Origin of the sequence: Serratia sp. SA088, assembly GCF_049065515.1 — a bacterium.
In the GTDB taxonomy this organism is placed as follows: domain Bacteria; phylum Pseudomonadota; class Gammaproteobacteria; order Enterobacterales; family Enterobacteriaceae; genus Serratia; species Serratia nematodiphila.
Map to the genome: position 1 here is coordinate 288,102 of NZ_JBAKGW010000004.1, position 22,065 is coordinate 310,166.

The 22,065-nt window shown below is 59.0% G+C and carries 21 protein-coding genes and 1 other RNA gene; 8 read left to right on the plus strand and 14 right to left on the minus strand.

The window, feature by feature from the left end:
- Positions 1-20: 20 nt before the first annotated feature.
- The 3 genes from ACOWVD_RS13020 (at position 21) to ACOWVD_RS13030 (ending at position 1,154) form a co-directional block, all read left to right on the plus strand.
- Complete coding sequence (locus ACOWVD_RS13020) at positions 21-374, plus strand: hypothetical protein (protein WP_004940311.1); 354 nt, start codon at positions 21-23, stop codon at positions 372-374.
- Positions 375-532: 158 nt separating this feature from the next.
- Positions 533-901 (plus strand): Hha toxicity modulator TomB, encoded by a 369-nt coding sequence (gene tomB, locus ACOWVD_RS13025; protein ID WP_004940312.1) that lies wholly within the window; start codon positions 533-535, stop codon positions 899-901.
- Positions 902-950: 49 nt separating this feature from the next.
- A complete protein-coding gene (locus ACOWVD_RS13030) occupies positions 951-1,154 on the plus strand; it encodes an HHA domain-containing protein (protein ID WP_004940313.1) in 204 nt (67 codons plus the stop codon).
- Positions 1,155-1,486: 332 nt separating this feature from the next.
- Here the strand turns inward: ACOWVD_RS13030 and ffs are convergent.
- An RNA gene (gene ffs, locus ACOWVD_RS13035) (signal recognition particle sRNA small type) lies at positions 1,487-1,583 on the minus strand.
- 156 nt (positions 1,584-1,739) lie between these two features.
- Here ffs and ACOWVD_RS13040 point away from each other — a divergent pair.
- Positions 1,740-2,054, plus strand: coding sequence for an MGMT family protein (locus ACOWVD_RS13040; RefSeq protein ID WP_049242789.1), 315 nt, complete (start codon positions 1,740-1,742; stop codon positions 2,052-2,054).
- Positions 2,055-2,118: 64 nt separating this feature from the next.
- On the opposite strand, the gene ACOWVD_RS13045 is transcribed toward ACOWVD_RS13040, so the two are convergent.
- A complete protein-coding gene (locus tag ACOWVD_RS13045) occupies positions 2,119-2,610 on the minus strand; it encodes a YbaY family lipoprotein (RefSeq protein WP_004940318.1) in 492 nt (163 codons plus the stop codon).
- Between the two features lie 231 nt (positions 2,611-2,841).
- On the opposite strand from ACOWVD_RS13045, the gene tesB reads away from it, so the two are divergent.
- Positions 2,842-3,705 (plus strand): acyl-CoA thioesterase II, encoded by an 864-nt coding sequence (gene tesB / locus ACOWVD_RS13050; RefSeq protein ID WP_049242792.1) that lies wholly within the window; start codon positions 2,842-2,844, stop codon positions 3,703-3,705.
- 90 nt (positions 3,706-3,795) lie between these two features.
- Here tesB and amtB read toward each other — a convergent pair whose 3' ends face one another.
- From amtB to ACOWVD_RS13075, 5 genes are all read right to left on the minus strand, one after another.
- Positions 3,796-5,082, minus strand: coding sequence for an ammonium transporter AmtB (gene amtB, locus ACOWVD_RS13055; protein ID WP_004940322.1), 1,287 nt, complete (start codon positions 5,080-5,082; stop codon positions 3,796-3,798).
- Between the two features lie 36 nt (positions 5,083-5,118).
- On the minus strand, positions 5,119-5,457 hold the full coding sequence (glnK, locus tag ACOWVD_RS13060; RefSeq protein ID WP_004940327.1) for a P-II family nitrogen regulator: 339 nt from the start codon (positions 5,455-5,457) through the stop codon (positions 5,119-5,121).
- A 278-nt stretch (positions 5,458-5,735) separates the two neighbouring features.
- Positions 5,736-7,514 carry a multidrug efflux ABC transporter permease/ATP-binding subunit SmdB gene (gene smdB, locus ACOWVD_RS13065; protein ID WP_049242794.1) on the minus strand — a complete coding sequence of 593 codons (1,779 nt, stop codon included), beginning with the start codon at positions 7,512-7,514 and terminating at the stop codon, positions 5,736-5,738.
- The gene (gene smdA / locus ACOWVD_RS13070) at positions 7,507-9,282 is read right to left on the minus strand and encodes a multidrug efflux ABC transporter permease/ATP-binding subunit SmdA (RefSeq protein ID WP_044031830.1); all 1,776 of its coding nucleotides are present in this window, start codon (positions 9,280-9,282) and stop codon (positions 7,507-7,509) included. Before smdA ends, smdB begins: the two co-directional genes overlap by 8 nt.
- Before the next feature lie 92 nt (positions 9,283-9,374).
- The gene (locus tag ACOWVD_RS13075; RefSeq protein WP_004940330.1) at positions 9,375-9,836 is read right to left on the minus strand and encodes an Lrp/AsnC family transcriptional regulator; all 462 of its coding nucleotides are present in this window, start codon (positions 9,834-9,836) and stop codon (positions 9,375-9,377) included.
- 122 nt (positions 9,837-9,958) lie between these two features.
- Here ACOWVD_RS13075 and ACOWVD_RS13080 point away from each other — a divergent pair, with 122 nt between their 5' ends.
- Entirely contained in the window at positions 9,959-10,999 is a 1,041-nt protein-coding gene (locus tag ACOWVD_RS13080; protein WP_015376851.1) for a PLP-dependent cysteine synthase family protein, read from the plus strand.
- Positions 11,000-11,059: 60 nt separating this feature from the next.
- Here the strand turns inward: ACOWVD_RS13080 and cof are convergent, their stop codons facing one another.
- Positions 11,060-11,884, minus strand: coding sequence for an HMP-PP phosphatase (gene cof, locus ACOWVD_RS13085; protein ID WP_049242798.1), 825 nt, complete (start codon positions 11,882-11,884; stop codon positions 11,060-11,062).
- A 104-nt stretch (positions 11,885-11,988) separates the two neighbouring features.
- Between cof and ACOWVD_RS13090 the strand changes: the two genes are divergently transcribed.
- A complete protein-coding gene (locus tag ACOWVD_RS13090; RefSeq protein ID WP_197763879.1) occupies positions 11,989-13,704 on the plus strand; it encodes an SgrR family transcriptional regulator in 1,716 nt (571 codons plus the stop codon).
- A gap of 115 nt (positions 13,705-13,819) precedes the next feature.
- Positions 13,820-14,518 (plus strand): 7-cyano-7-deazaguanine synthase QueC, encoded by a 699-nt coding sequence (queC, locus tag ACOWVD_RS13095; RefSeq protein ID WP_325994511.1) that lies wholly within the window; start codon positions 13,820-13,822, stop codon positions 14,516-14,518.
- Positions 14,519-14,554: 36 nt separating this feature from the next.
- Here queC and ACOWVD_RS13100 read toward each other — a convergent pair whose 3' ends face one another.
- The 6 genes from ACOWVD_RS13100 to clpX form a co-directional block, all read right to left on the minus strand.
- Positions 14,555-14,968, minus strand: coding sequence for an acyl-CoA thioesterase (locus ACOWVD_RS13100; RefSeq protein WP_004940344.1), 414 nt, complete (start codon positions 14,966-14,968; stop codon positions 14,555-14,557).
- A 154-nt stretch (positions 14,969-15,122) separates the two neighbouring features.
- Positions 15,123-15,497: a ComEA family DNA-binding protein gene (locus ACOWVD_RS13105; protein ID WP_004940345.1), complete on the minus strand. Its 375-nt coding sequence runs from the start codon at positions 15,495-15,497 to the stop codon at positions 15,123-15,125.
- A 138-nt stretch (positions 15,498-15,635) separates the two neighbouring features.
- Positions 15,636-17,519: a peptidylprolyl isomerase gene (ppiD, locus tag ACOWVD_RS13110; protein WP_342134960.1), complete on the minus strand. Its 1,884-nt coding sequence runs from the start codon at positions 17,517-17,519 to the stop codon at positions 15,636-15,638.
- Positions 17,520-17,697: 178 nt separating this feature from the next.
- Complete coding sequence (gene hupB, locus ACOWVD_RS13115) at positions 17,698-17,970, minus strand: nucleoid-associated protein HU-beta (RefSeq protein WP_004940351.1); 273 nt, start codon at positions 17,968-17,970, stop codon at positions 17,698-17,700.
- A 216-nt stretch (positions 17,971-18,186) separates the two neighbouring features.
- Positions 18,187-20,541 (minus strand): endopeptidase La, encoded by a 2,355-nt coding sequence (lon, locus tag ACOWVD_RS13120; protein WP_004940352.1) that lies wholly within the window; start codon positions 20,539-20,541, stop codon positions 18,187-18,189.
- Between the two features lie 194 nt (positions 20,542-20,735).
- Complete coding sequence (clpX, locus tag ACOWVD_RS13125) at positions 20,736-22,007, minus strand: ATP-dependent protease ATP-binding subunit ClpX (RefSeq protein ID WP_004940354.1); 1,272 nt, start codon at positions 22,005-22,007, stop codon at positions 20,736-20,738.
- Positions 22,008-22,065: the final 58 nt, after the last annotated feature.

The window sequence follows — 22,065 nt, forward strand, 5'->3', positions numbered from 1 at the left end:
ATTGTTGTTGGCCGAGATTAATGCTTGTTACCCTTGCCTGTAACCTGGACGTCAACGCACTTTCTGTTAAAAAATTAAAGAAAGTGGTTCATGACAATATTGCGGAGTTAGTGCCGGCGCTGACCAGCGGACTCAGCTTTTATTCTGAAAGCGCACGCTATGCCGAAGATTCATTAGAAATACTTGATATAGTGCAACAAGGTGACAGCGATTATTCAATGAGTTATCGTTATAAGTGGGGCATTTTTAATGCCTGCCTGGATATCAACAGCGAAGATATCATCAACGACAGCGTCCGGTTTCGAGTGACGGCGCGGGGTTTAATCTTCGACATCATTGATAACTCACGACCATCAACTGCGGATGAATTGTAAGTTTAAGTAATAACTACAGGCCAAACGCGAAAAAATGATTTATATTCATTTTACGGGAAGTTTATTTAACCACCGTTAAGCTGCCTCCGTTCATGATGTAAATCAGCTTACTCACATAGTGTTATCACACCGCAATTAAGACTTACGGAGGGGATGATATGGATGAGTATTCGCCTAAGCGACACGACATTGCTCAGCTCAAATTCTTGTGCGAAAATTTGTATGATGAAGGTATCGCTACCCTGGGAGACAGTCATCATGGGTGGGTCAACGATCCGACGTCCTCCGTCAACCTGCAGCTTAATGAGTTGATCGAACATATCGCTTCGTTTGTGATGAGTTATAAAATTAAATACATGGACGAATCTGACCTGTCGGAGTTAGTCGAAGAATATCTCGACGATACCTATACGCTGTTCAGCAGCTATGGTATCAATGATTCCGACCTGCGCCGCTGGCAAAAAACCAAGGCGAGATTATTCAGAATGTTCTCAGGAGAGGACATCTGTACGACAATGAAAACTTAGGGGATAATTATTCCCAAGCTATTTTACGGTTATTAAACTAAAGGCCACCATGACTAAAACCGACTATCTGATGCGTTTACGTAAATGCACCACGATTGATACTCTCGAACGTGTTATTGAGAAAAATAAGTACGAGCTTTCCGATGATGAACTGGAGCTGTTTTACTCAGCGGCAGATCATCGTCTGGCAGAGCTGACCATGAACAAACTGTATGACAAAATCCCCACCTCCGTTTGGAAATATGTCAGATAATCAGCCCCCCTAACGCGTTGAGCCGATGCTTTTATCGGCTTCAATGTTCAAGTTGAATACGTACTTTTCCTATTGACAGTAAAACTTCACTTGCGTTCCCTCTTCCGATAATAATATTGCGCGGAAACAATTTTCTTTTTTAATCGAGTCAGGTTATCTCATCGCCCGCCTCACTGTGCCCGCTCCCCAGAACCGCTAATTCATTATCCAAAAGAATTGAAGGCGGGAAGAAAAGAAATGCGTGTCGCTCTGCCTGATGACAGAAATGGATAATAGATACGTGGAGGATAGGTGGCAAAAGCGCGGATTGGCGAAGCCCAAATGGGTGGGGACCCTGCCAGCTACATCCCGGCACACACGTCACCTGCTGCGGCTGCTTCCTTCCGGACCTGACCGAGTTCACAAGTTAGTGTTGCGGGAGAACCAACAGGGCCCCCATTGACGGCTTCTGTACTCCGAAGCGGTGGGCATTATCGGCGATGCCCCACCAAATAGCAAGCCAACCGGGGCCAACCGCTGTTTTCTTACCCACCTGCGCTGTGGCACACTCTTCGCTTGGGTTTTGACTCGTGCAGGAACAGCAATATGCAACCAGAAGACGCCTCTTTCAGCCAGCGGGTTTTCCATATCGTGGCCGCCATCCCGTTCGGCAAAGTCACCACTTACGGTGAAGTCGCCCGACTGGCCGGCTCGCCGCGCGCCGCGCGTCAGGTTGGCGGCGTGCTGCGGCGTTTGCCGGAAGGCAGCACGCTGCCCTGGCACCGGGTGATCAACCGGCAGGGACAGATCTCGCAGCAGGGGGAGGATTTTCAACGGCAACGGCAGGCACTGCTGGCGGAGGGGATAATTTTCGGCCCGCACAGCACGATCGATTTCGAACGCTACGGCTGGCGCTGGTAAAACAAAACAGCCTTTGGCCGAAGCGCAAAGGCTGTTGATTTCATCTTGCTGTACCGCAGTAAGTTTACTGCATGGCGGTTGGTGCAGCCTGAATCGGCACACCCTGAACCGGAACCAGCAGCAGATCGGCGCGGGTGCCGTTGCGGTTAACCACTTCCTGGATGGTGTCGGTAATGAACATCAGGCGCCCGTTGACCGTCACCGCCGCGCTCAGAATGATGCGCGCATTCGGTTGGATGTCGGACGGGTTGTACGGCAGCGTAAAGCTGAATGGCGCCTGCTGCCCTTCAGTACGCACCGCGCGCTGTGCAATCACTTTGGACGGCGCATCTGCCAGCGAAGCGTCAGAGAGGGTGACCGTCAGTACGGCGTCCGGCGGCAGCGCAATGCGCTGACGTATATTAACCGAACCTGTCACCGCCGGGCCCTGAATCTGCGTTTGCGCAGCCGCCGGGTTACCGGCCGTCTGTGTAGGCACATCGGCACTCTTTTGCGCGCATCCTGCCAGCGTGATCGTCAGTGCCGCGGCACCGCCTACGATTTGCCAGAGTTTCATGGATCGGTCTCCTTTTTTATTATCAACATGTTGGTGGCTTTCACCACCTCACCTATTAAACCTAGCACAAAACACTGATAAATCCACTTTACCCCGCCTATTAATCACTTAAACAGCCCAAGGCGTCCATGATTAAGAGCATTCTCATCGGCCCCTTAACGCAAAATGTTGACGCCGCGCCGTGATATTCCGCACACTGCGCAAAATGATTATTAGAAAGGTAACAACTTTATGAGCCAGGCATTGCAAAACCTCCTCGATCTGCTGGATCTGGAGAAAATCGAAGAAGGGTTGTTCCGCGGTCAGAGTGAAGATCTGGGGCTGCGCCAGGTGTTCGGCGGGCAGGTGGTCGGCCAGGCGTTGTACGCCGCCAAACAGACGGTGCCGGACGAACGCAGCGTGCATTCGTTCCACAGCTACTTCCTGCGCCCGGGTGACAGCAGCAAGCCTATCGTTTACGACGTGGAAACCCTGCGCGACGGCAACAGCTTCAGCGCGCGCCGCGTCAGCGCCATCCAGCACGGCAAACCTATCTTCTATATGACCGCCTCCTTCCAGAGCCCGGAAGAAGGTTTCGAGCACCAGAACCAGATGCCGGACGTGCCGCCGCCGGAAGGGCTGCTGTCTGAGTCAGAGATCGCCCAGAAGCTGGCGCATATGCTGCCGGAAAAAGTGCGCGAAAAATTTATCGGCCAGAAGCCGATCGAAATGCGCCCGGTGAAATTCCATAACCCGCTGAAAGGCAGCGTGGAAGAACCGCATCGCTACGTGTGGTTCCGCGCCAACGGCAGCATGCCGGACGATCAGCGCATCCACCAATATCTGCTGGGCTACGCGTCGGACTTTAACTTCCTGCCGACGGCGCTGCAGCCGCACGGCGTCGGCTTCCTCGAGCCAGGCATGCAGGTGGCTACCATTGACCACTCAATGTGGTTCCACCGTCCGTTCCGCATGGATGACTGGCTGCTGTACGCGGTGGAGAGCTCCTCTGCCTCCGGCGCACGGGGCTTTGTACGCGGCCAGATTTATACCCGCGACGGCGTACTGGTCGCCACCACCGTGCAGGAAGGGGTGATTCGCCAACGCGAAGCCTGATCCGCAGCATAAAGAAAGGGGCGATGTTTCCATCGCCCCTTTTGGCTTCATCATTATTTTAGTCTTTAGCGCACTGCCCTGCTTTGAGCCTTACTGGTTGTAGGCGCTCTCGCCGTGGCTGTTGACGTCCAGCCCCTCGCGTTCCTGCTCCTCCGGCACTCTCAATCCAACCATGGCGCCCGCGATCTTGAAGGCGATAAAGGCGGCGACGCTCGACCACACCAGCGTGATCAGCACGCTCACCAGCTGGATCCAGACCTGATGGCCCATCGTCACCCCTTCGGCATAACCGGTGCCGCCCAGTGAAGAGGCGGTGAACACCCCGGTCAACAGGCAGCCGACGATGCCGCACACCCCGTGCACACCGAACACGTCGCAGGTGTCGTCCACTTTCAGCCATTTTTTCAGCGTCACGACGCCCCACAGGCCGGCGACGCCGCCCACCAGGCCGATGATCAACGCCCCGCCCACGCCCACGGTGCCCGCCGCCGGCGTCACTGCTACCAGCCCGGCGATCATGCCGGAGCAGGCGCCCAGCAATGAAGGCTTGCCGCGCAGCACCCACTCGGCGAAGGTCCAGGAGAGAATGGCGCCCGCAGTGGCAACCACGGTGTTGAGGAATGCCAGAGCCGCAATGCCGTTGGCCGCGCTGGCGGAACCGGCATTGAAACCGAACCAGCCGATATACAGGATGGACGCCCCGGTAAACACCATCGGCAGGTTGTGCGGTTTGAAGGCCTCTTTACCGAAGCCGGCGCGCTTGCCAATCAGGTAGGCGCCGATCAACCCGGCGCTGGCGGCGTTGATGTGCACCACGGTGCCGCCGGCGAAGTCCAATGCGCCGTCGGCGGCCAGGTAACCGCCGCCCCACACCATGTGCGCGATCGGCAGATAAGACAGCGTGAACCAGAGGATCGCGAAGATCAGCACCGCCGAGAAGCGAATGCGTTCGGCGAAGCCACCCACCACCAGCGCCACGGTGATACAGGCGAAGGAGGCCTGGAAGGCGACGTGGATCATTTGGCTGATGCTGCCGGTGACGCTGTCGATGCCGATGCCTTTCAGCATCGCCGTTTCGAACCCGCCGAACACCGCATTGCCCTCGCTGAACGCCAGGCTATAGCCATACAACACCCACAGCACGCAGACCAGCGCGAAGGTGACGGTGACCTGCGTCAGCATCGACAGCACGTTTTTGCCGCGCAGCAAGCCACCGTAAAACAGCGCGATGCCCGGCAGCGTCATGAACAGCACCAACGCGGTGCAGATCATCATAAAGGCGTTGTCGGCCTTATCAGCGACCGCCGGGGCGGCCAGGGCCAAAGAAGGAACCAGGGTTACCGAACTCAGGCCCAACATGGATAACAGTCTTTTCATTATCAATCCATCCCCATCACTTAACTGAGTTCGCGGTTACAGTGCCGATTCGTCGGTTTCGCCGGTGCGAATGCGGATCACACGTTGCAACTCGGCAACGAAAATTTTTCCGTCGCCGATTTTGCCGGTGTAGGCAGCTTTGCTAATCACATCAACCACTTCATCCAACTGATCGTCGGCGATGGCGATATCGATTTTGACCTTGGGCAGGAAATTGACGTTATATTCGGCGCCGCGATACAGCTCGGCGTGCCCCTTCTGGCGGCCAAAGCCCTTCACTTCGGTTACGGTCAACCCCTGAATGCCCACGGAGGACAAGGCCTCGCGCACGTCCTCCAGCTTGAACGGTTTGATTACCACGGTCACCAGCTTCATATTGCCCCTCCACGAATTAAGCCCAAACTCACCCCTGGTACGCGTCATATGTAGCAAGGGGTGTGCCAAATTTAATTTTGCAGGGCGATTCAGCGGATTAGCGGGCTCGCGGGCGCAGCCGCGAGGCAGCACGGCACCGATACCTTGGGTAGGTTAAATAATGCGCACTGATTTGGTGCGCATCGCGTCGAAAAAGTGCAGAAAGGGGGCGTGGCCCAGATGGTTTGCCTGCTTATGGTGCGTTGGAAAGAAAGAAGGGCCGCGAGCGCGGCCCATGTTCAGGCGGGTTGGCTCTCCTCGCGCACCGCTTCCGCCAACTGCTCGCCCGCCAACTGCAGCTGGTACATCTGGTAGTAACGCCCCTGCAGCGCCAGCAGTTGCTGATGGTTGCCCTGCTCCACCGCCTGGCCGCGATGCAGCACCAAAATGGAATCGGCGTCGACGATGGTCGACAGCCGGTGGGCGATCACCACCAGCGTGGTGTGCTCGCGGATCGCACGCAGCGCGCGCTGGATAGCCTGTTCGGTGCCCGAGTCGATATTGGCGGTCGCCTCGTCGAGGATCAGGATCTGCGGCGCCTGCACCAAGACCCGCGCCATCGCCAGCAGCTGTTTCTGCCCAACCGACAGGTTATTGCCCTGCTCCCCCAGTCGGGTGTGAATACCCTGCGGGAAGCCACGCACCAGATCCGCCAGCTGCACCGTTTCCAGCGCCCGCCAAACGGCGTGTTCCTCGATATTGCGCCCCAACGTGACGTTGGCCAGCACCGAATCGGCGATCACCACCGGATCCTGCTGCACCATCGCCACGCCCTGGCGCAGCGTGCGGTGCGACAAGCTGGAGATCGGGCGGCCATCGAGACGCACTTCTCCCTCGCTGACCGGGTAATAGCCCATCAGCAGGTTGGCCAAGGTGCTCTTGCCGCTGCCGGTGTGCCCGACCAGCGCCACGAAGCCGCGCGACGGCACCGACAGAGAAATATGCTGCAGCACCTTTTTGTCCGCGCGGTAAGCGAAGCTCAGATCGGTGATGTCGATGCGGCCGCCGGCCAACGGACTATCGTCGGTACCGTAACTCTGCTGGCTGCGATCCATCAGTTCGAAAATACGCTCGCCGGCCACCACCGCCTGCTGCAGGATCGACTGTTGTGACGTCAGCTCGATCAACGGTTCGTTCAAACGCCCCAGATAGTTGATGAAGGCATAAAGTACGCCGACGCCAATCACGCCTTCGCCGCTGAAGCCGAACAACATCAGCAAACCGCACAGCACCAGCGCCGAAAACAGGCTGAGCAGCGGCCGCAGCAGGAAACCGTCGAGCCGCAGGGTCTGCATGCGCGCGAGATAGTGCGACTGGCTGGCGGCGCTCATGCGCTCGCCGAAGCGCACCTGCTGGCGGAACTGCTGGATCACGCCCATGCCGTTGATCACTTCGTTGAAGCCGTCGTTGATGTCCGCCAGATAACTGCGCACCCGTCGCACGATCGGCGTGCTGTAGTATTGATAGATGCCCATCACCACAAACACCGCCGGGAAGATGCAGATAGCCACTAACGCCATGCGCCAGTCGAGGCTGAACATCGCCACCAGCATGGCGCCGATCAGCGCGGCGCTTTTCAGCACCGTAGAGACCACCATCACGTACAGGTCCTTGATCACTTCGGTGTCGTTGGTGACGCGCGAGATCAATTGCCCGACCGGTTGCGTGTCGAAGGCGCTGAGCGGCTGGCGCAGCGCGGCGTCCATCACGTCGGTGCGCAGCCGCTGCACCACGCCTACCGCCGCCTGGTTGAACAGCAGCGCCTGGAAGTAATGCAGCGCCGCCGCCAGCAGCTCCAGCAGAATGTAGGCCGCCGCCAGCCCGCCGACGATCATCAGCGGCAGTTGCCCTTTGGCGACGTAATTATCGATAAAATAGCTCACCAGGATCGGCCCGGCGACTTCCGCCGCCGCCGCCACCCACAGCATCAGCACCGCCACCCCCAACGGTTTGCGGTACGGCGAACCGTAGGCCAGCAGGCGCTTCAGCGTCGGCCACAGCTTTTGCACTTTATTCATCGGCCAACGCCTCCTCGCCGTTTTCCGGCGCTTCGTCCAGCGCCGCTTCCAGCTGCTGATAGCGGTACATATCGCGATACCAGCCCGGCTGCGCCGCCAGCGCCGCCGGATCGCCGCGCTGCGCCACGCCGCCGTGCTGCATCACCAGGATTTCGCTGGCCTCGGTTAATGCCGACAGCCGGTGTGCGCTGATGATCACCGTGCGATCTTGCCCCCAGCTGCGCAGGTTGTGCAGGATCTGGTGTTCGGTACGGCCATCCACCGCCGATAGCGCATCGTCGAGGATCAAGATCTCCGCATCCAGCAGCAGCGCGCGCGCGATGGAGATGCGCTGTTTCTGCCCGCCCGACAGCATCACGCCGCGTTCGCCCACCTCGGTGTCATAGCCCTGCGGCAGCCGCAGAATGTCCTCATGGACGCTGGCCAACCGCGCCGCCTGTTCGATCTGCGCCTGCGTCGCCCCCGGATGGCCCAGTGCGATGTTGTTCGCCACGGTATCGGAGAACAGGAACGGCGTTTGGCTCACCACCGACAGCCGCGAACGCCAGTCGTCGAGTTTGACCTGCGGCAACGGCAGGCCGTGATAGCGGATCTGCCCTTGATCGACGTCGAACTGGCGCTGGATCAGCGACAGCAGCGTCGATTTGCCGGCCCCGGTCGGCCCGCACAGCCCCAGCATTTGCCCTGGTTTCAGCGTCAGCGCCACATCGTGCAGCGCCGGATGCGGGTTTTCCGGGTAGTGGAACGCGCGGATATCCACCTCCAGCACGCCGCGCCCGGCCGGCAACGCCTGCGGGCCATCCTGCACCGCCGGCGCCTCGTCGAGCAGGCTGCGGATGCGGCTGTAGGCTGCGCTGCCGCGCTCGACGATATTGAACATCCAGGCCAGCGCCAGCATTGGCCAGATCATCAGGCCGAGGTACATCACAAAGCTGGTCAGTTGCCCGAGCGTCAGCGAACCGTTTACCACCATCCAGCTGCCGCCGCCGATGGCCAGCAGGTTAGAGGCGCCGATGGCGATATAAATGGTCGGATCGAAGCGCGCATCCACCCGCGCCACGTGCATGTTCTTGGCCCCGGTCTGCGCCGCGACGTCGGCGAAGCGGTTGGATTGGTGATCTTCCAGCCCGAAGGCCTTGATCATGCGGATGCTGGTCATGCTTTCCTGCGCCTGATCGTTCAGGCTGGAAAACGCCGCCTGCGCCGATTTAAAGCGCTGGTGCAGCTGGTCGCCGTAATATTTGATGGCGATCGCCATCAGCGGCATCGGGATTAACGCCAACACCGTCAGCTGCCAGCTGATTTGGGTGCTCATCACCACCAGCACCACCACCCCCATCACCAGCGAATCCACCAACGTCAGCACGCCTTCACCGGCGGCGAACACCACGCGATCCACATCGTTGGTGGCGCGCGCCATCAGGTCGCCGGTGCGATGACGCAGGTAGAACGCCGGGTTTTGTCGGCTGAGCTGGCGGTAAAAGTTTTCGCGCAGTTCGACCGCCAGCTGGTAGGAGGCGCCGAACAGCAGCACCCGCCACACATAGCGCAGCAGGTAAACGACGATCGCGGTGCCGATCATCAGCCCGAGCCAGGCCAACAGCACACCGGTGGACATCTGTTTTTCGGTGACGCCGTCCACGATGATGCCGACCAGCTTAGGCGGCAACAGTTGCAGGATGGCGATGACGATCAGCAGCACCACCGCCCCGAGGTAGCGGCGCCACTCCCGGCGGAAGTACCAGCCGATTTGTGCAAATAATCTCACGCAGTTTGATTCCAGGATTTTATGGGATTTGTCTCTTTTTCTGCTTCAGCAGAGCAGGATACCACCGTTGAGCCGCCCGTCCGGTTAACTTTTCACTCCGGCACCGGCAGCGCAGTGGTGTATTTGATTTTTTCCATGGCAAAGCTCGAGGTGACGTCAATAAGGCCCGGTACGCCGTTCACCAGGCGCTTATAAAAGCCGTCGTAGCTTTTCATGTCCGCCACTTCGACCTGCATCAGGTAGTCGTACTCTCCTGCCATCCGGTAGAACGCCAGTACCTCGGGCATCTGGCTGGTCAACTGCACAAACGCCTGATACCACTCGCTGCTGTGCTGCTGGGTCTTGATCAGCACGAACGCCGTCAACCCCAGGCCGAGCTTTTCATTATCCAGCAAGGCCACCCGGCCGCGGATATAGCCTTCGTCTTCCAGACGCTTCAGGCGCTTCCAGCATGGCGTAGAGGTCAAATTGACCGCATCGGCCAGCGCCTGCAGCGACTGGGTGCAATCTTGCTGCAGCATGCACAGCAGCTTACGGTCTGTTTTATCTAACATAGCGGCCACCTGGAGAAAAATTTTCTCCCATTAGGCGATTAAACAGGGAAAATGGCAATCCTTTTTTCCTGCCGACAGGCTATGCTACGCCATAAATCAGCCCCCTATTCTGAGGCCAAATCATGACAAACTCTTGGGTAAAATATGCTATCGGTGAAATAGAAGCGGATTTTCAGCGCTCCGCCGATACGCACCTGATTCGCCTGAACCTGCCGGCGTTTCCCGGCATCTGCCTGTACCTGAAAGATGAGAGCACCCACCCGACCGGTAGCCTGAAACACCGCCTGGCGCGCTCGCTGTTCCTTTATGGCCTGTGCAACGGCTGGATCACCGAGAACACCACCATCATCGAGGCCTCTTCCGGCAGCACCGCGGTCTCCGAAGCCTACTTCGCCCGTCTGATCGGCCTGCCATTCATCGCGGTGATGCCGTCCTGCACCGCGCGCCGCAAGGTGGAGCAGATCGCCTTTTACGGCGGCCGCTGTCATTTCGTCGATCACGCCGCCCAGATCTACGCTGCCTCCGAACAGCTGGCGAAAGAGCTGAACGGCCACTATATGGATCAGTTCACCTACGCCGAGCGCGCCACCGACTGGCGCGGCAACAACAATATCGCCGACAGCATCTTCCGCCAGATGGCGCGCGAACCTTTCCCGGTGCCGAAACACATCGTGATGAGCGCCGGCACCGGCGGCACCTCTGCCACGCTGGGTCGCTACATCCGCTATCAGGGGCACGACACCCAATTGACGGTGGTCGATCCGGAAAACTCGGTGTTCTATGACTGCTTCCACCACGGCGATCGCACCCTGATCGGCAGCTGCGGCAGCCGTATCGAAGGCATCGGCCGCCCGCGCGCCGAGCCGTCGTTCATCCCGTCGGTGGTCGACAACATGCTGCGCGTGCCGGATGCCGCCAGCGTCGCCACCATTCACTGGCTGGAAGGCGTGCTGGGCCGCAAGGTTGGCGCCTCTACCGGCACCAACGTTTGGGGTGCGCTGCAGTTGGCGAAGCAGATGCGGGAAAACGGCGAGCAAGGGTCGATCGTCACCCTGCTGTGCGACAGCGGCGAGCGTTATCTGGATACCTATTACAACCCGGAATGGGTCAGCAACAACATCGGCGATCTGCAGCCGTATCTCGCGCAGCTGGCGGATTTGTAACGCCAGGCTTCGGGTAAAAAAAAGCCGGGTAGTCATACCCGGCCGGCTGTAAGGAGAACCTCATTCTTCGGGGGAATAGGTGAGGCAAGGTGAACGCAGCCAATGTTGTAAATAGTGAGCCACCGCCTGTTGTTGGCAATGGCCGATAACCGGTAGCTGCGGCAGCAGGGATTTCAGCTGCGGCAGGGCGTTGCCCATCACCACGCCGTGCCCCACCGCTCCCAGCATCTCTTTGTCGTTCATCGCGTCGCCGAACGCCATGCAGTCGGCCATCGTCAGCCCCAGATGACGGCTCAGCCGCTCCAGCGCCGTGCCTTTGTTGCAACCGAGCGGCAGCACCTCCAGACAGTCGTAGGCGGAAAAGCACAGGTCTGCCTCATCGCCCAATTGCGCCCGCAGCTGCACCTGCAACGCCAGCAACTCCTCATGTGGCGCGACAAAGCACACCTTGCTGTTGCCGAACGCCGGCAGACGGCGCACATCGGCCAGTTGAAAACGAAAACCGCTCAGGTGATGCGCCCGCAGCATCTCTTCCGGCACGGGAAACTCGGTCAGCCAACCTTCGTCGCGGAATACATGCATGCTGGCGCGGGTGCGCCAATGATGATGCAGCACCTCTTCGGCCACCGCCGCCGGCAGGTCGGTGGCGTGCAGCTGTTGGCCGCGGTTGTCATATACCCGCGTGCCGTTGCCGGTGATCAGGTAACCCTGCAGCCCCAGTTGCGCCATGATCGGTTGCGCATCGAGGTAGTGGCGCCCGGTGGCGAACGTCACCGCCATCTCCCGCTCCACCAGCTGGTTCAGCACCGCCAGCGTTTCCGGGCCAACCCGGTGATCCGGCATCAACAGCGTGCCGTCCATATCGAAAGCTGCCAGGCGATACATAAAGACCTCATGAATGTGAACGCGATTACAATCACTGCAGTATGGGATGGTATTTGCGGAAGTAATAGTGAACAATTTGAGAAAACTGTTCCGGATTTCTGCCCATGCGCCTGGTTCACCGCCTCAGCCAATATCAACGCCTGTATCAACAGCTCGGCAGCGCGCCGGTCGCCGTGACCATCGGCGAGCTGGCGGCGATGTTCTACTGCAGCGAACGCCATGCCCGCACGCTGGTGCAGCAGCTGCAGGATCAGGGCTGGCTGAGCTGGCATTCGCAGCCCGGCCGCGGTAAGCGCGCTCGCCTGCACTGCCTGAAAACCCCGGATGAACTGCGCGCGCAGCTGCTTCAACAGCTGCTGCAACAGGGCAATCATCAGGGGGCGCTGGAGATGGCGCAGCTCGATCCGCAGCACCTGCAGGATCTGCTCAGCCCGCACCTCGGCGGGCAATGGCAGGCCGGCAGCCCGACGCTGCGCATTCCCTATTACCGCACGCTGGAAGCGCTCGACCCGCTCACGTTGACCGGCCGCGCCGAACAACATCTGGTGTCGACCCTGCACGCCGGACTGACGCGCCTGATGACCGGTAACCCGGAACCGCAGCCCGATCTGGCGCACCATTGGCAGATTAGCGATCGCGGCCTGCGCTGGCGCTTCTTTCTGCGCAGCCAGCTGCGCTGGCACAACGGCGAACCGTTAACCGGCCACCAACTGCTGCAAACGCTGGAAAAACTGCAGCGCCATCCGCGTAGCCAACCGAGCCTGGCCAACGTCGCGCGCATCAGCCTGCCGCATCCGTTGTGTATTCAGTTCGATCTGCACCTGCCGGACTACTGGCTGGCCCACCGGCTGGCGGAGCTGCCTTGCCTGATGACTCACCCGGAACTGCCGGCCATCGGCGCCGGCCCGTTCAAGCTGACACTGAATGAGCCGCACCTGGTGCGGCTGGAACAGCACGCCGGTTACCATCTGCAGCATCCGTATCTGGATACCATCGAATACTGGATCACCCCCGATTTGCCTACCGCCGGCACCTACACCAGTTGCCAGCATCCGGTGCGCATCACCATAGGCCAGCAAGACGATTTGGCGCAGGCCCGGCCGGTGCAGCGCAGCATGAGCCTGGGCTGGTGTTATCTGGCGCTGAACCTGCGCCACGGCGTGCTGAACGAAGCCCAGGGGCAAAAGCTGCTGATGCTGATCCAGCAGTCCGGCCTGCTGAGCCATCTGCCGATCCCCAACAGCGTGATCACCCCCAGCCATGAAATGCTGCCCGGCTGGCGCATCCCCCACCAACAGGTCGAAGAGGATGTCGCCCTGCCCGCCCGGCTGACGCTGCTGTATCGGCCGCCGGTCGAGCTGGAAACGGTGACGGCCGCGCTACAGCGGTTGCTCGCGCAGCACGGCTGCGAGCTAGAGGTGCGTTACTATGCCGGCAAGCGCTGGCAAAGCGAGGAACAGATCGCCCAGGCCGATCTGCTGCTGGCGGACAACCTGATCGGCGAAGCGCCGGAGGCGACGCTGGAGAGCTGGCTGCGGCAGGATACGCTGTGGCGTGGCATCCTGACGGAAAGCCGCTGGCAGCAGCAACAGGATACGCTGCGGCAGATCCAGCAGCTGCAGGCGCAGCAACCGCGTTTCGCACGGCTGCAGGCCTATTATCAACGGCTGATGGCCGCCGCCATCATCACGCCGCTGTTCCACTACCAGTATCAGATCAGCGCGCCGCCGCGCATGCATGGCGTCACGCTGACCGCCCACGGCTGGTTCGATTTTTGCCAGGCGTGGCTGCCGCCGCCGGTGGACAACGCACCGGCCTGAGCCGAACCGCCCTGCGCCTGGCGGCCCTTTCTGCTACTATTGTCGCCGCAACGCAATTTTTATCCTGCCGCCCGAATGTGTATCGGGAGAGGCCAAAGCCCAAAAAGGTGATTTTATGAAGCGCGCGGTTGTCGTTTTCAGCGGTGGACAAGACTCCACGACCTGCTTAATCCAGGCATTGCAACAGTATGACGAAGTTCACTGCGTCACGTTCGATTACGGCCAGCGCCATCGCGCCGAGATTGAAGTAGCTCAAGAGCTGTCGGTAGCCCTCGGCGCCAAGGCGCACAAGGTGCTGGACGTAACGCTGCTTAATGAGCTGGCCGTCAGCAGCCTGACGCGCGACAATATTCCGGTTCCCACCTACGATCCCAACCAGAAAAATGCGCTGCCGAGCACCTTCGTGCCGGGCCGCAACATCCTGTTCCTGACGCTGGCGGCGATCTACGCCTACCAGGTCGAAGCGGAAGCGGTGATCACCGGCGTGTGTGAAACCGATTTCTCCGGCTACCCGGATTGCCGCGACGAGTTCGTTAAAGCGCTGAACAAGGCGATGACGCTGGGCATCGCCCGCGATATCCGCTTCGAAACGCCGCTGATGTGGCTGAACAAGGCCGAGACCTGGGCGCTGGCGGATTATTACCACCAGCTGGATCGCGTACGCCAGGATACGCTGACCTGCTACAACGGCATCAAGGGTGACGGCTGCGGCGAGTGCGCCGCCTGCAACCTGCGCGCCAATGGCCTGACGCAGTATCGCGCCAACCAGGCGGAAGTGATGGCTGCGTTGAAACAGAAAGCCGGCCTGGCCTGAGGGCAGTGACGGCGGCAGCCTATGCCGCCCGTGAGCTTACTGCGGATTATCCTTCAGCGTGAGCGCCTCCAGGTGCTCGCGCAATTCTCCTTCGATCGGCAGCGCACGCTGCGTTTTCAGATCGACGCACACGAAAGTCAGCAGCGCGTCTGCCACCGGCGTCCCCGCCGGATCCTGCGTCACCTTTTGGCTCAGTACCCCGCTCTTGCCGTTGAGCTGCACCATCTGGCTGTCGATACGCAGCTTGTCCCCTAATACCGCCGGGCTGCGGTAATTGATGTTGATGTTCACCACGATGAAAGCGATGTTGTTTTCCGTCATCCAGCGGAACCCGGCTTCGTTCTCCAACCACTCCCAACGCGCCTCTTCCAGAAACTCCAAATAGCGGGCGTTGTTAACGTGCTGGTAAACATCAAGGTGATAACCGCGAACTTTGATAAAGGTTTGCATAGGGAACGATCGCTCCTGCCTGGTGATTACAGAAAGAGGGAGCCGCGCTGGCTCCCTCGCCCGTTTGGTCAACGCGCCAAACTGGTAAGACCTGTAAAATGTAGCAGAGGAGTCACGGCCTCAGCGCCATTTTGCCACGCAGCCGCGACCGGGATCACATTTTCAGCCGGGTGCGGTTCTTCTCAAACAGCGCCGGCCCGATGCCCGGCACCTCCTGCAACTGCTCAACCTGGGTGAACGGCCCGTTCTGTTCGCGATAGCGCACGATGCCTTCCGCCTTCTTCAGGCCGACGCCGCTCAAGGCGGCGGCCAGTTGTTCGGCAGTGGCCTGATTGATGCTGACCGCCGCCTCTTCGGTTGCCTTGGTCATCACCGATTGTCCGCCATGGCTCGCCGGTGTTGAGAGCATCGGCGCCTCGTTTTTTTCCACCGCGGCGGCCGGCCCGGCCAGGCATAACAACAGCGCGGTCAGCGCGGCGTTAACGTGACGACGGTAACCGAAAAACGCTTTTTTCTCTGAATATTGCATGCTGTATCCTCCTTGTGTGTGACAGCACGGCTACCTTGCCGCGGCGGCGAATATTCAGCAATCGACGGATGTCAGATATGGAAAAGGCCGCGAAAGCGGCCTTTGTTTGTTGCACTGCGTTGCAGAAAAATGCGGCGATTACTGAGGCTGTTGCTCAGCGGCGCCCATTTTGATCTTGGCTTCTTTACGCAGGCTCGCCAGCAGCGAATCGAAGGAAACGCCGGTCGCGCCCTCTTCCATCTTGCCGACGAAGGTTTTCATTTCGTCTTCCGGCAGCGTGCCTGGCTTCACCGCATCAAGCGAAATCAGCACCACGTTGTCCTGACGATCCTGCGACATGCCGTAAACCGGTTTGCCGTCCTGCGGGTGCGGCAGCGCGAACACGCTCTCCACCAGCTGGCTGTCTTCCGGCGCGCGCGCCATCTTCTGCACGGCGCCAAAGCTCAGGCCGGCGGCTTTCATCGCTTCGTCGCCCTTGCCCTGCTTCAGCTCAACCAGCAGCTTCTCGCCCTGCAGCTTCGCTGCCTGCAGCGCCTTGTTGCGTTTCACCAGTTCCGCCACGCGGTCTTTTACCTGGTCGAACGGTTCGATGCCTTCCGGCTTGTGGCCGCTCACGCGCACCACGAAAGCGCGGTCGCCGTCTACGGTGATCACGTCGGAGTTGCTGCCCGGCGCGCCGTTCTCGCCGATCAGCGAGCCGTCGAAGATCGCCTGCACCACCGGTTTGAAGTTCAGCGCGGCAGGGATGTTGTCGCGGGTGAACCAGTCGCTTTGCGCCGCTTTCACGCCGGCCGCTTCCTCAGCCGAGGCCAAAGATTCGTTGTCGCTGGTCGCCGCTTCGCTCACCTTCTGCTGCAGCGCGTAATAGGCGTCTACCGCTTTCTCCTGCTGCACCTGCTTGGCGATGGCGTCATGCACTTCGCTCAGCGGTTTCAGTTTCTCAGGTTCGATGTCGTTCAAACGCACGATCAGGTAGCCGACGGAGGATTTCACTACGCCAGACAGCTGCCCTTTCTCGGTCAGGTTAGCCTGCTTCAGTTCGTCGGCGGTGGTTTCCGGCTCCAGCCAACCCAGCTCGCCGCCGGTGCGGCGTGAGATGATGTCGGTGGATTTTTCTTTCGCCAGGGTGGCGAAATCGGCGCCCTTCTTCAGCTCATCCAGCGCCGCGTTGGCTTCCGCCTCGGTTTTCAGCTGGATCACGCTGTAGTTTTTACGCTCCGGCTGGCCGTAGCTGCTCTTGTGCTGGTCGTAGTAAGCGTTGATGTCCTCTTCGCTCACTTTCACCTTGTCCTGCATGGACGCGGCGTCCAGCGGGATATAGCTCACCTTCACCTGCTCCGGGGCGATGAAGCTGTTCTTGTTCTGATCGTAATACGCCTTCAGTTCGTCGTCGCCGGCGCTCTGTTTCGCCTGCAGCGCTTTCAAATCGATGGTCGCCAGGCGCACGTCGCGCTCCTGCAGCACCAGCGCCGCCATGGCTTGCGATTCAGACGGCAGCACGAAACCGGACTCGCCGAAGGCCTGGATCACCTGCTGATTGACCAACTGCTGACGCATCGACTGCGCGAAGTTGTCGGCGGTGTAGCCCATGCGGCCAATCAGATCGAGATATTTGGCGTTATCGAACTGGCCGTTGGTCTGGAAGTAAGGCGCCTTGCGGATGGCGTCCTTGATCTGATCGTCGCTGACCGCCAGGCCCAGCGTCTTGGCATACTGGTCGAGCAGCATGTTGTCGATCAACTGGGACAACACCTGACGGCGCATCTGCTGCATGTAGCCTTCGTTGCCGGCCAGCGCAGAGAACTGGTCACCCAGCTGCTGCTGCATGCGGCTGCGCTCACTTTGGAAAGCCTGTTCCAGCTGAGCGCGTTCGATCGTCTGACCATTTACTTTCGCAGCATAATCGCCGGAGCCGCCGATCAGGTAGTTACCCACCCCGGTCAGAACGAATGACAGGATGATCAGGGCCAGGATGATTTTGAGCACGACGTGATTGGCAGCCGCGCGTAAATTGTCCATCATAGTGTGACAACACTCCGCTGTGATGTGGATTAACAACCCTTGCGCAGGCGCGTTCCCTGCGACAAAAATAAAAAAAGCGCATCAGTCCGATGCGCCTTGTATCTTACCTTACCAGCACCGCTGCGTCAGGTGATTGTTTATTACAAAACCCTGTTACGCTAAACGGTTAGACGCTAAATCAGTTTACAGCGTCTTTCAGCGCTTTCCCTGCACGGAAGGCAGGTACTTTGGCTGCCGCGATCTTGATCTCTTTACCGGTTTGCGGGTTGCGGCCGGTACGGGCCGAACGTTCACGCACGGTAAAGGAACCGAAACCTACCAGAGCCACGTCATCCCCTGCTTTCAGGGAGTCGGTAACGGAAGCGATTACTGCGTCTAAAGCACGTCCCGCTGCCGCTTTGGAAATATCAGCACCTGCGGCAATCTTGTCGATCAGTTGTGACTTATTCACTCTATCATCCCCTCTAGAATTCTATCGTCGCACCGAAAAATCCCTACGGTTGCGACAGCGCAGCTGTTATATCAATCCCATCGAACCTTGGCAAGCCACCGACTGGGTGACAAAACGCGGGCCGACAGAGATCTAACTTAGCGGTACAAAAAAATACTGGCAAGTCCGAAATGGCTTGCCAGTATAAGTTTTATCAATGGTTTTTGCGATTCGTCACTATTTTGCCGCTACCGGCAGTGCGCCGAAGGCCGGGTTTTGCAACGCAATGTTCAAAACTTCATCGATTCGCTGCACCGGATGAATCTCCAGATCGGCGATAACATTGTCCGGAATCTCTTCCAGATCGCGCTTGTTCTCGTAAGGGATCAGCACGGTTTTGATGCCGCCGCGATGCGCCGCCAGCAGCTTCTCTTTCAGGCCGCCGATCGGCAACACCTGACCGCGCAGCGTGATCTCGCCGGTCATCGCCACATCGGCGCGTACCGGGTTGCCGGTCAGGCAGGAGACCAGCGCGGTGCACATCGCGATACCGGCGCTCGGGCCATCTTTCGGCGTCGCCCCTTCCGGCACGTGCACGTGGATGTCGCGTTTCTCATAGAAATCGGCGTTGATGCCCAGTTTCTCCGCGCGCGCGCGCACCACGGTCAGCGCCGCCTGAATCGATTCCTGCATCACTTCACCCAGAGAACCGGTGTAGGTCAGCTTGCCTTTGCCCGGCACGCAGGCGGTTTCGATGGTCAGCAAATCGCCGCCCACTTCCGTCCACGCCAGCCCGGTGACTTCGCCCACGCGGTTTTCGGTATCCGCACGGCCGTAATCGACGCGCTGCACGCCCAGGTAATCCTTCAGGTTGTCGCCGTTGATCTCAATATGCTTGCGCTTCTTGTCCATCAGCAGCGTTTTCACCGCTTTACGGCACAGTTTGGAGATTTCACGCTCCAGGCTGCGCACCCCGGCTTCGCGGGTATAGAAGCGAATAATGCCGATGATGGCGCTGTCGTCGACCGTCAACTCGCCTTTTTTCAGCGCATTGCGCTCGAGCTGCTTCGGCAGCAGGTGCTGTTTGGCGATGTTGAGCTTCTCGTCCTCGGTATAACCCGACAGGCGGATCACTTCCATACGGTCCAGCAGCGGCGCAGGAATGTTCATCGAGTTCGAGGTGGCGACAAACATCACGTCGGACAGATCGTAATCCACTTCCAGGTAGTGGTCGTTGAACGCCACGTTCTGTTCCGGATCCAGCACCTCCAGCAGAGCGGAGGCCGGATCGCCGCGCATGTCGGAAGACATCTTGTCGATCTCATCCAGCAGGAACAGCGGGTTCTTCACCCCAACCTTGGCCATCTTCTGGATCAGCTTGCCCGGCATCGAACCGATGTAGGTACGACGGTGACCGCGAATTTCCGCTTCGTCACGCACGCCGCCCAGCGCCATGCGCACGTACTGGCGACCGGTCGCCTTGGCGATCGACTGCCCCAGCGAGGTTTTACCCACGCCCGGCGGCCCCACCAGACACAGGATCGGCCCCTTGATTTTGCTGACGCGGCTCTGCACCGCGAGGTACTCGAGGATGCGATCTTTGACGCGCTCCAGGCCGTAGTGATCGGTATCGAGCACTTCCTGCGCCTTGTTCAGGTCTTTTTTCACCTTGCTGCGCGCATTCCACGGCACCTGCAGCATCCAGTCGATGTAGCCGCGCACCACGGTCGCTTCCGCCGACATCGGCGACATCATCTTCAGCTTTTGCAGTTCCGCTTCGGTTTTTTCGCGCGCCTCTTTCGGCATTTTCGCCGCATCGATCTTGCGCTTCAGCGCTTCGTGCTCGTCCGGCGCGTCGTCCATCTCGCCCAGTTCTTTCTGAATCGCCTTCATCTGCTCATTCAGATAGTACTCGCGCTGGCTCTTCTCCATCTGCTTCTTGACGCGGTTACGGATGCGTTTCTCAACCTGCAGCAGGTCGATCTCCGACTCCATCATCGCCATCAGGTATTCCAGACGCTCGGTGATGTCGGACATCTCGAGCACCGACTGCTTGTCGCTGAGTTTCAGCGGCATGTGGGCGGCGATGGTGTCCGCCAGGCGCGCGGCGTCGTCGATGCTGTTGAGTGACGTCAGCACCTCCGGCGGGATTTTTTTATTCAGTTTGATATAGCCTTCAAACTGATTGATCGCGGTGCGCACCAGCACTTCCTGCTCGCGCTCGTCGATAGCCGGCGACTCAAGGTATTCCGCCTGCGCGGCGAAATGCTCACCGCTGTCGGACAGCGTAGTGATGCGTGCGCGCTGCAGCCCCTCGACCAGCACTTTTACCGTGCCGTCCGGCAGCTTCAGCATCTGCAGGATCGACGCTACGGTGCCGACCGAGAACAAGTCGTTAATGCCAGGTTCATCCGTTGAGGCCTCTTTCTGTGCCACCAGCATGATCTTCTTATCGTGATCCATTGCGGCTTCGAGGCACCGAATCGATTTTTCCCGGCCAACAAATAACGGGATCACCATGTGCGGATAAACCACCACGTCGCGCAATGGCAAAACGGGGATTTCAATGCGTTCGGAACGCTCAGGGTTCATAGAGCTCTCTCTTAGTTTAATTTCCGCCAGGTTGAGGGGGAATCTCATGAGACGCAAGCATCTAACGTTTCATAAAATCTGGTTAATGAGTATATGGGGATGAATCTCTTACATTCAACGGCAAGAATGCAGGAAAAAGAAATGGGGGATGAAATCCCCCATTTTGCTGATAACGCGCTGGTTTAACTGGCTAATTATTCGCCAGATGCCTGAGCTTCAGGCTTGCCGTAAATCAGCAGCGGTTTGGATTGGCCGGCGATCACCGACTCGTCGATCACCACTTTGTCTACGCTGTCCATCGACGGCAGATCGTACATGGTGTCGAGCAGCGCGCCTTCCACGATGGAACGCAGGCCGCGGGCGCCGGTTTTGCGCGCCATGGCTTTCTTGGCGATGGCGTTCAGCGCTTCGTCGCGGAACTCCAGCTCCACGCCTTCCAGATTGAACAGCGCCTGATACTGCTTGGTCAGGGCGTTCTTCGGCTCTTTCAGGATCTGAATCAGCGCGTCCTCGCTCAGCTCGCTCAGGGTCGCCACCACCGGCAGACGGCCGATAAACTCAGGGATCAGACCAAACTTGATCAAATCTTCCGGTTCGGCCTGCAGCAGCAGTTCGCCTTCGGTGGCCTTCTCGGACTCGCCCTTGACGGTCGCGCCGAAGCCGATGCCGGAGCCGGTGTTGACGCGTTGACCGATCACCTTATCCAAGCCGGCAAATGCGCCGCCGCAGATAAACAGGATCTTGGAAGTATCGACCTGCAGGAATTCCTGTTGCGGATGCTTGCGCCCGCCCTGCGGTGGAACCGCGGCGATGGTGCCTTCAATCAGCTTCAGCAGCGCCTGCTGCACGCCTTCACCCGAGACGTCACGCGTGATCGACGGGTTGTCAGACTTACGGGAAATCTTATCGATTTCATCGATATAAACGATGCCGCGCTGCGCTTTCTGCACGTCATAGTCACATTTTTGCAACAGCTTCTGGATAATATTTTCCACGTCCTCGCCCACGTAACCGGCTTCGGTCAGCGTGGTGGCGTCGGCCATGGTGAACGGCACGTCCAGGAAACGCGCCAGCGTTTCCGCCAGCAGAGTCTTGCCGCTGCCGGTCGGGCCGATCAGCAAGATATTGCTCTTGCCCAACTCGATACCGTTGCTGGTATCGCCGTTGCGCAGGCGTTTGTAGTGGTTGTACACCGCAACCGCCAGCACTTTCTTCGCCTGCTCCTGGCCGATGACGTAGTCATCCAGGTGGTGGCGAATTTCGTGTGGCGTCGGCAGCGCACTGCGCTCACGATGCGGGGCAACTTCTTTAATCTCTTCGCGAATAATGTCGTTACACAGATCGACACATTCATCGCAGATATACACTGACGGCCCGGCAATCAGCTTACGCACTTCATGCTGGCTTTTGCCGCAAAAAGAGCAGTACAGCAGCTTTCCTGAACCGTCTTTGCGCTTATCTGTCATCAGTCAAACCTCTTCTTTAGTCTTGTCCCGCAGGAAAATCACGGCGGCAGTGCGCCCA

Coding starts and splice junctions, on each gene's coding strand:
- smdB (WP_049242794.1), bottom strand. CDS start 7,514: ATGAATAAAGTGCAAAAGCTGTGGCCGACGCTGAAGCGCCTGCTGGCC.
- lon (WP_004940352.1), bottom strand. CDS start 20,541: ATGAACCCTGAGCGTTCCGAACGCATTGAAATCCCCGTTTTGCCATTG.
- ACOWVD_RS13100 (WP_004940344.1), bottom strand. CDS start 14,968: ATGCAAACCTTTATCAAAGTTCGCGGTTATCACCTTGATGTTTACCAG.
- amtB (WP_004940322.1), bottom strand. CDS start 5,082: ATGAAAAGACTGTTATCCATGTTGGGCCTGAGTTCGGTAACCCTGGTT.
- ACOWVD_RS13045 (WP_004940318.1), bottom strand. CDS start 2,610: ATGAAACTCTGGCAAATCGTAGGCGGTGCCGCGGCACTGACGATCACG.
- tesB (WP_049242792.1), top strand. CDS start 2,842: ATGAGCCAGGCATTGCAAAACCTCCTCGATCTGCTGGATCTGGAGAAA.
- queC (WP_325994511.1), top strand. CDS start 13,820: ATGAAGCGCGCGGTTGTCGTTTTCAGCGGTGGACAAGACTCCACGACC.
- ppiD (WP_342134960.1), bottom strand. CDS start 17,519: ATGATGGACAATTTACGCGCGGCTGCCAATCACGTCGTGCTCAAAATC.
- ACOWVD_RS13040 (WP_049242789.1), top strand. CDS start 1,740: ATGCAACCAGAAGACGCCTCTTTCAGCCAGCGGGTTTTCCATATCGTG.
- tomB (WP_004940312.1), top strand. CDS start 533: ATGGATGAGTATTCGCCTAAGCGACACGACATTGCTCAGCTCAAATTC.
- ACOWVD_RS13105 (WP_004940345.1), bottom strand. CDS start 15,497: ATGCAATATTCAGAGAAAAAAGCGTTTTTCGGTTACCGTCGTCACGTT.
- ACOWVD_RS13080 (WP_015376851.1), top strand. CDS start 9,959: ATGACAAACTCTTGGGTAAAATATGCTATCGGTGAAATAGAAGCGGAT.
- ACOWVD_RS13020 (WP_004940311.1), top strand. CDS start 21: ATGCTTGTTACCCTTGCCTGTAACCTGGACGTCAACGCACTTTCTGTT.
- ACOWVD_RS13030 (WP_004940313.1), top strand. CDS start 951: ATGACTAAAACCGACTATCTGATGCGTTTACGTAAATGCACCACGATT.
- clpX (WP_004940354.1), bottom strand. CDS start 22,007: ATGACAGATAAGCGCAAAGACGGTTCAGGAAAGCTGCTGTACTGCTCT.
- ACOWVD_RS13075 (WP_004940330.1), bottom strand. CDS start 9,836: ATGTTAGATAAAACAGACCGTAAGCTGCTGTGCATGCTGCAGCAAGAT.
- cof (WP_049242798.1), bottom strand. CDS start 11,884: ATGTATCGCCTGGCAGCTTTCGATATGGACGGCACGCTGTTGATGCCG.
- glnK (WP_004940327.1), bottom strand. CDS start 5,457: ATGAAGCTGGTGACCGTGGTAATCAAACCGTTCAAGCTGGAGGACGTG.
- ACOWVD_RS13090 (WP_197763879.1), top strand. CDS start 11,989: ATGCGCCTGGTTCACCGCCTCAGCCAATATCAACGCCTGTATCAACAG.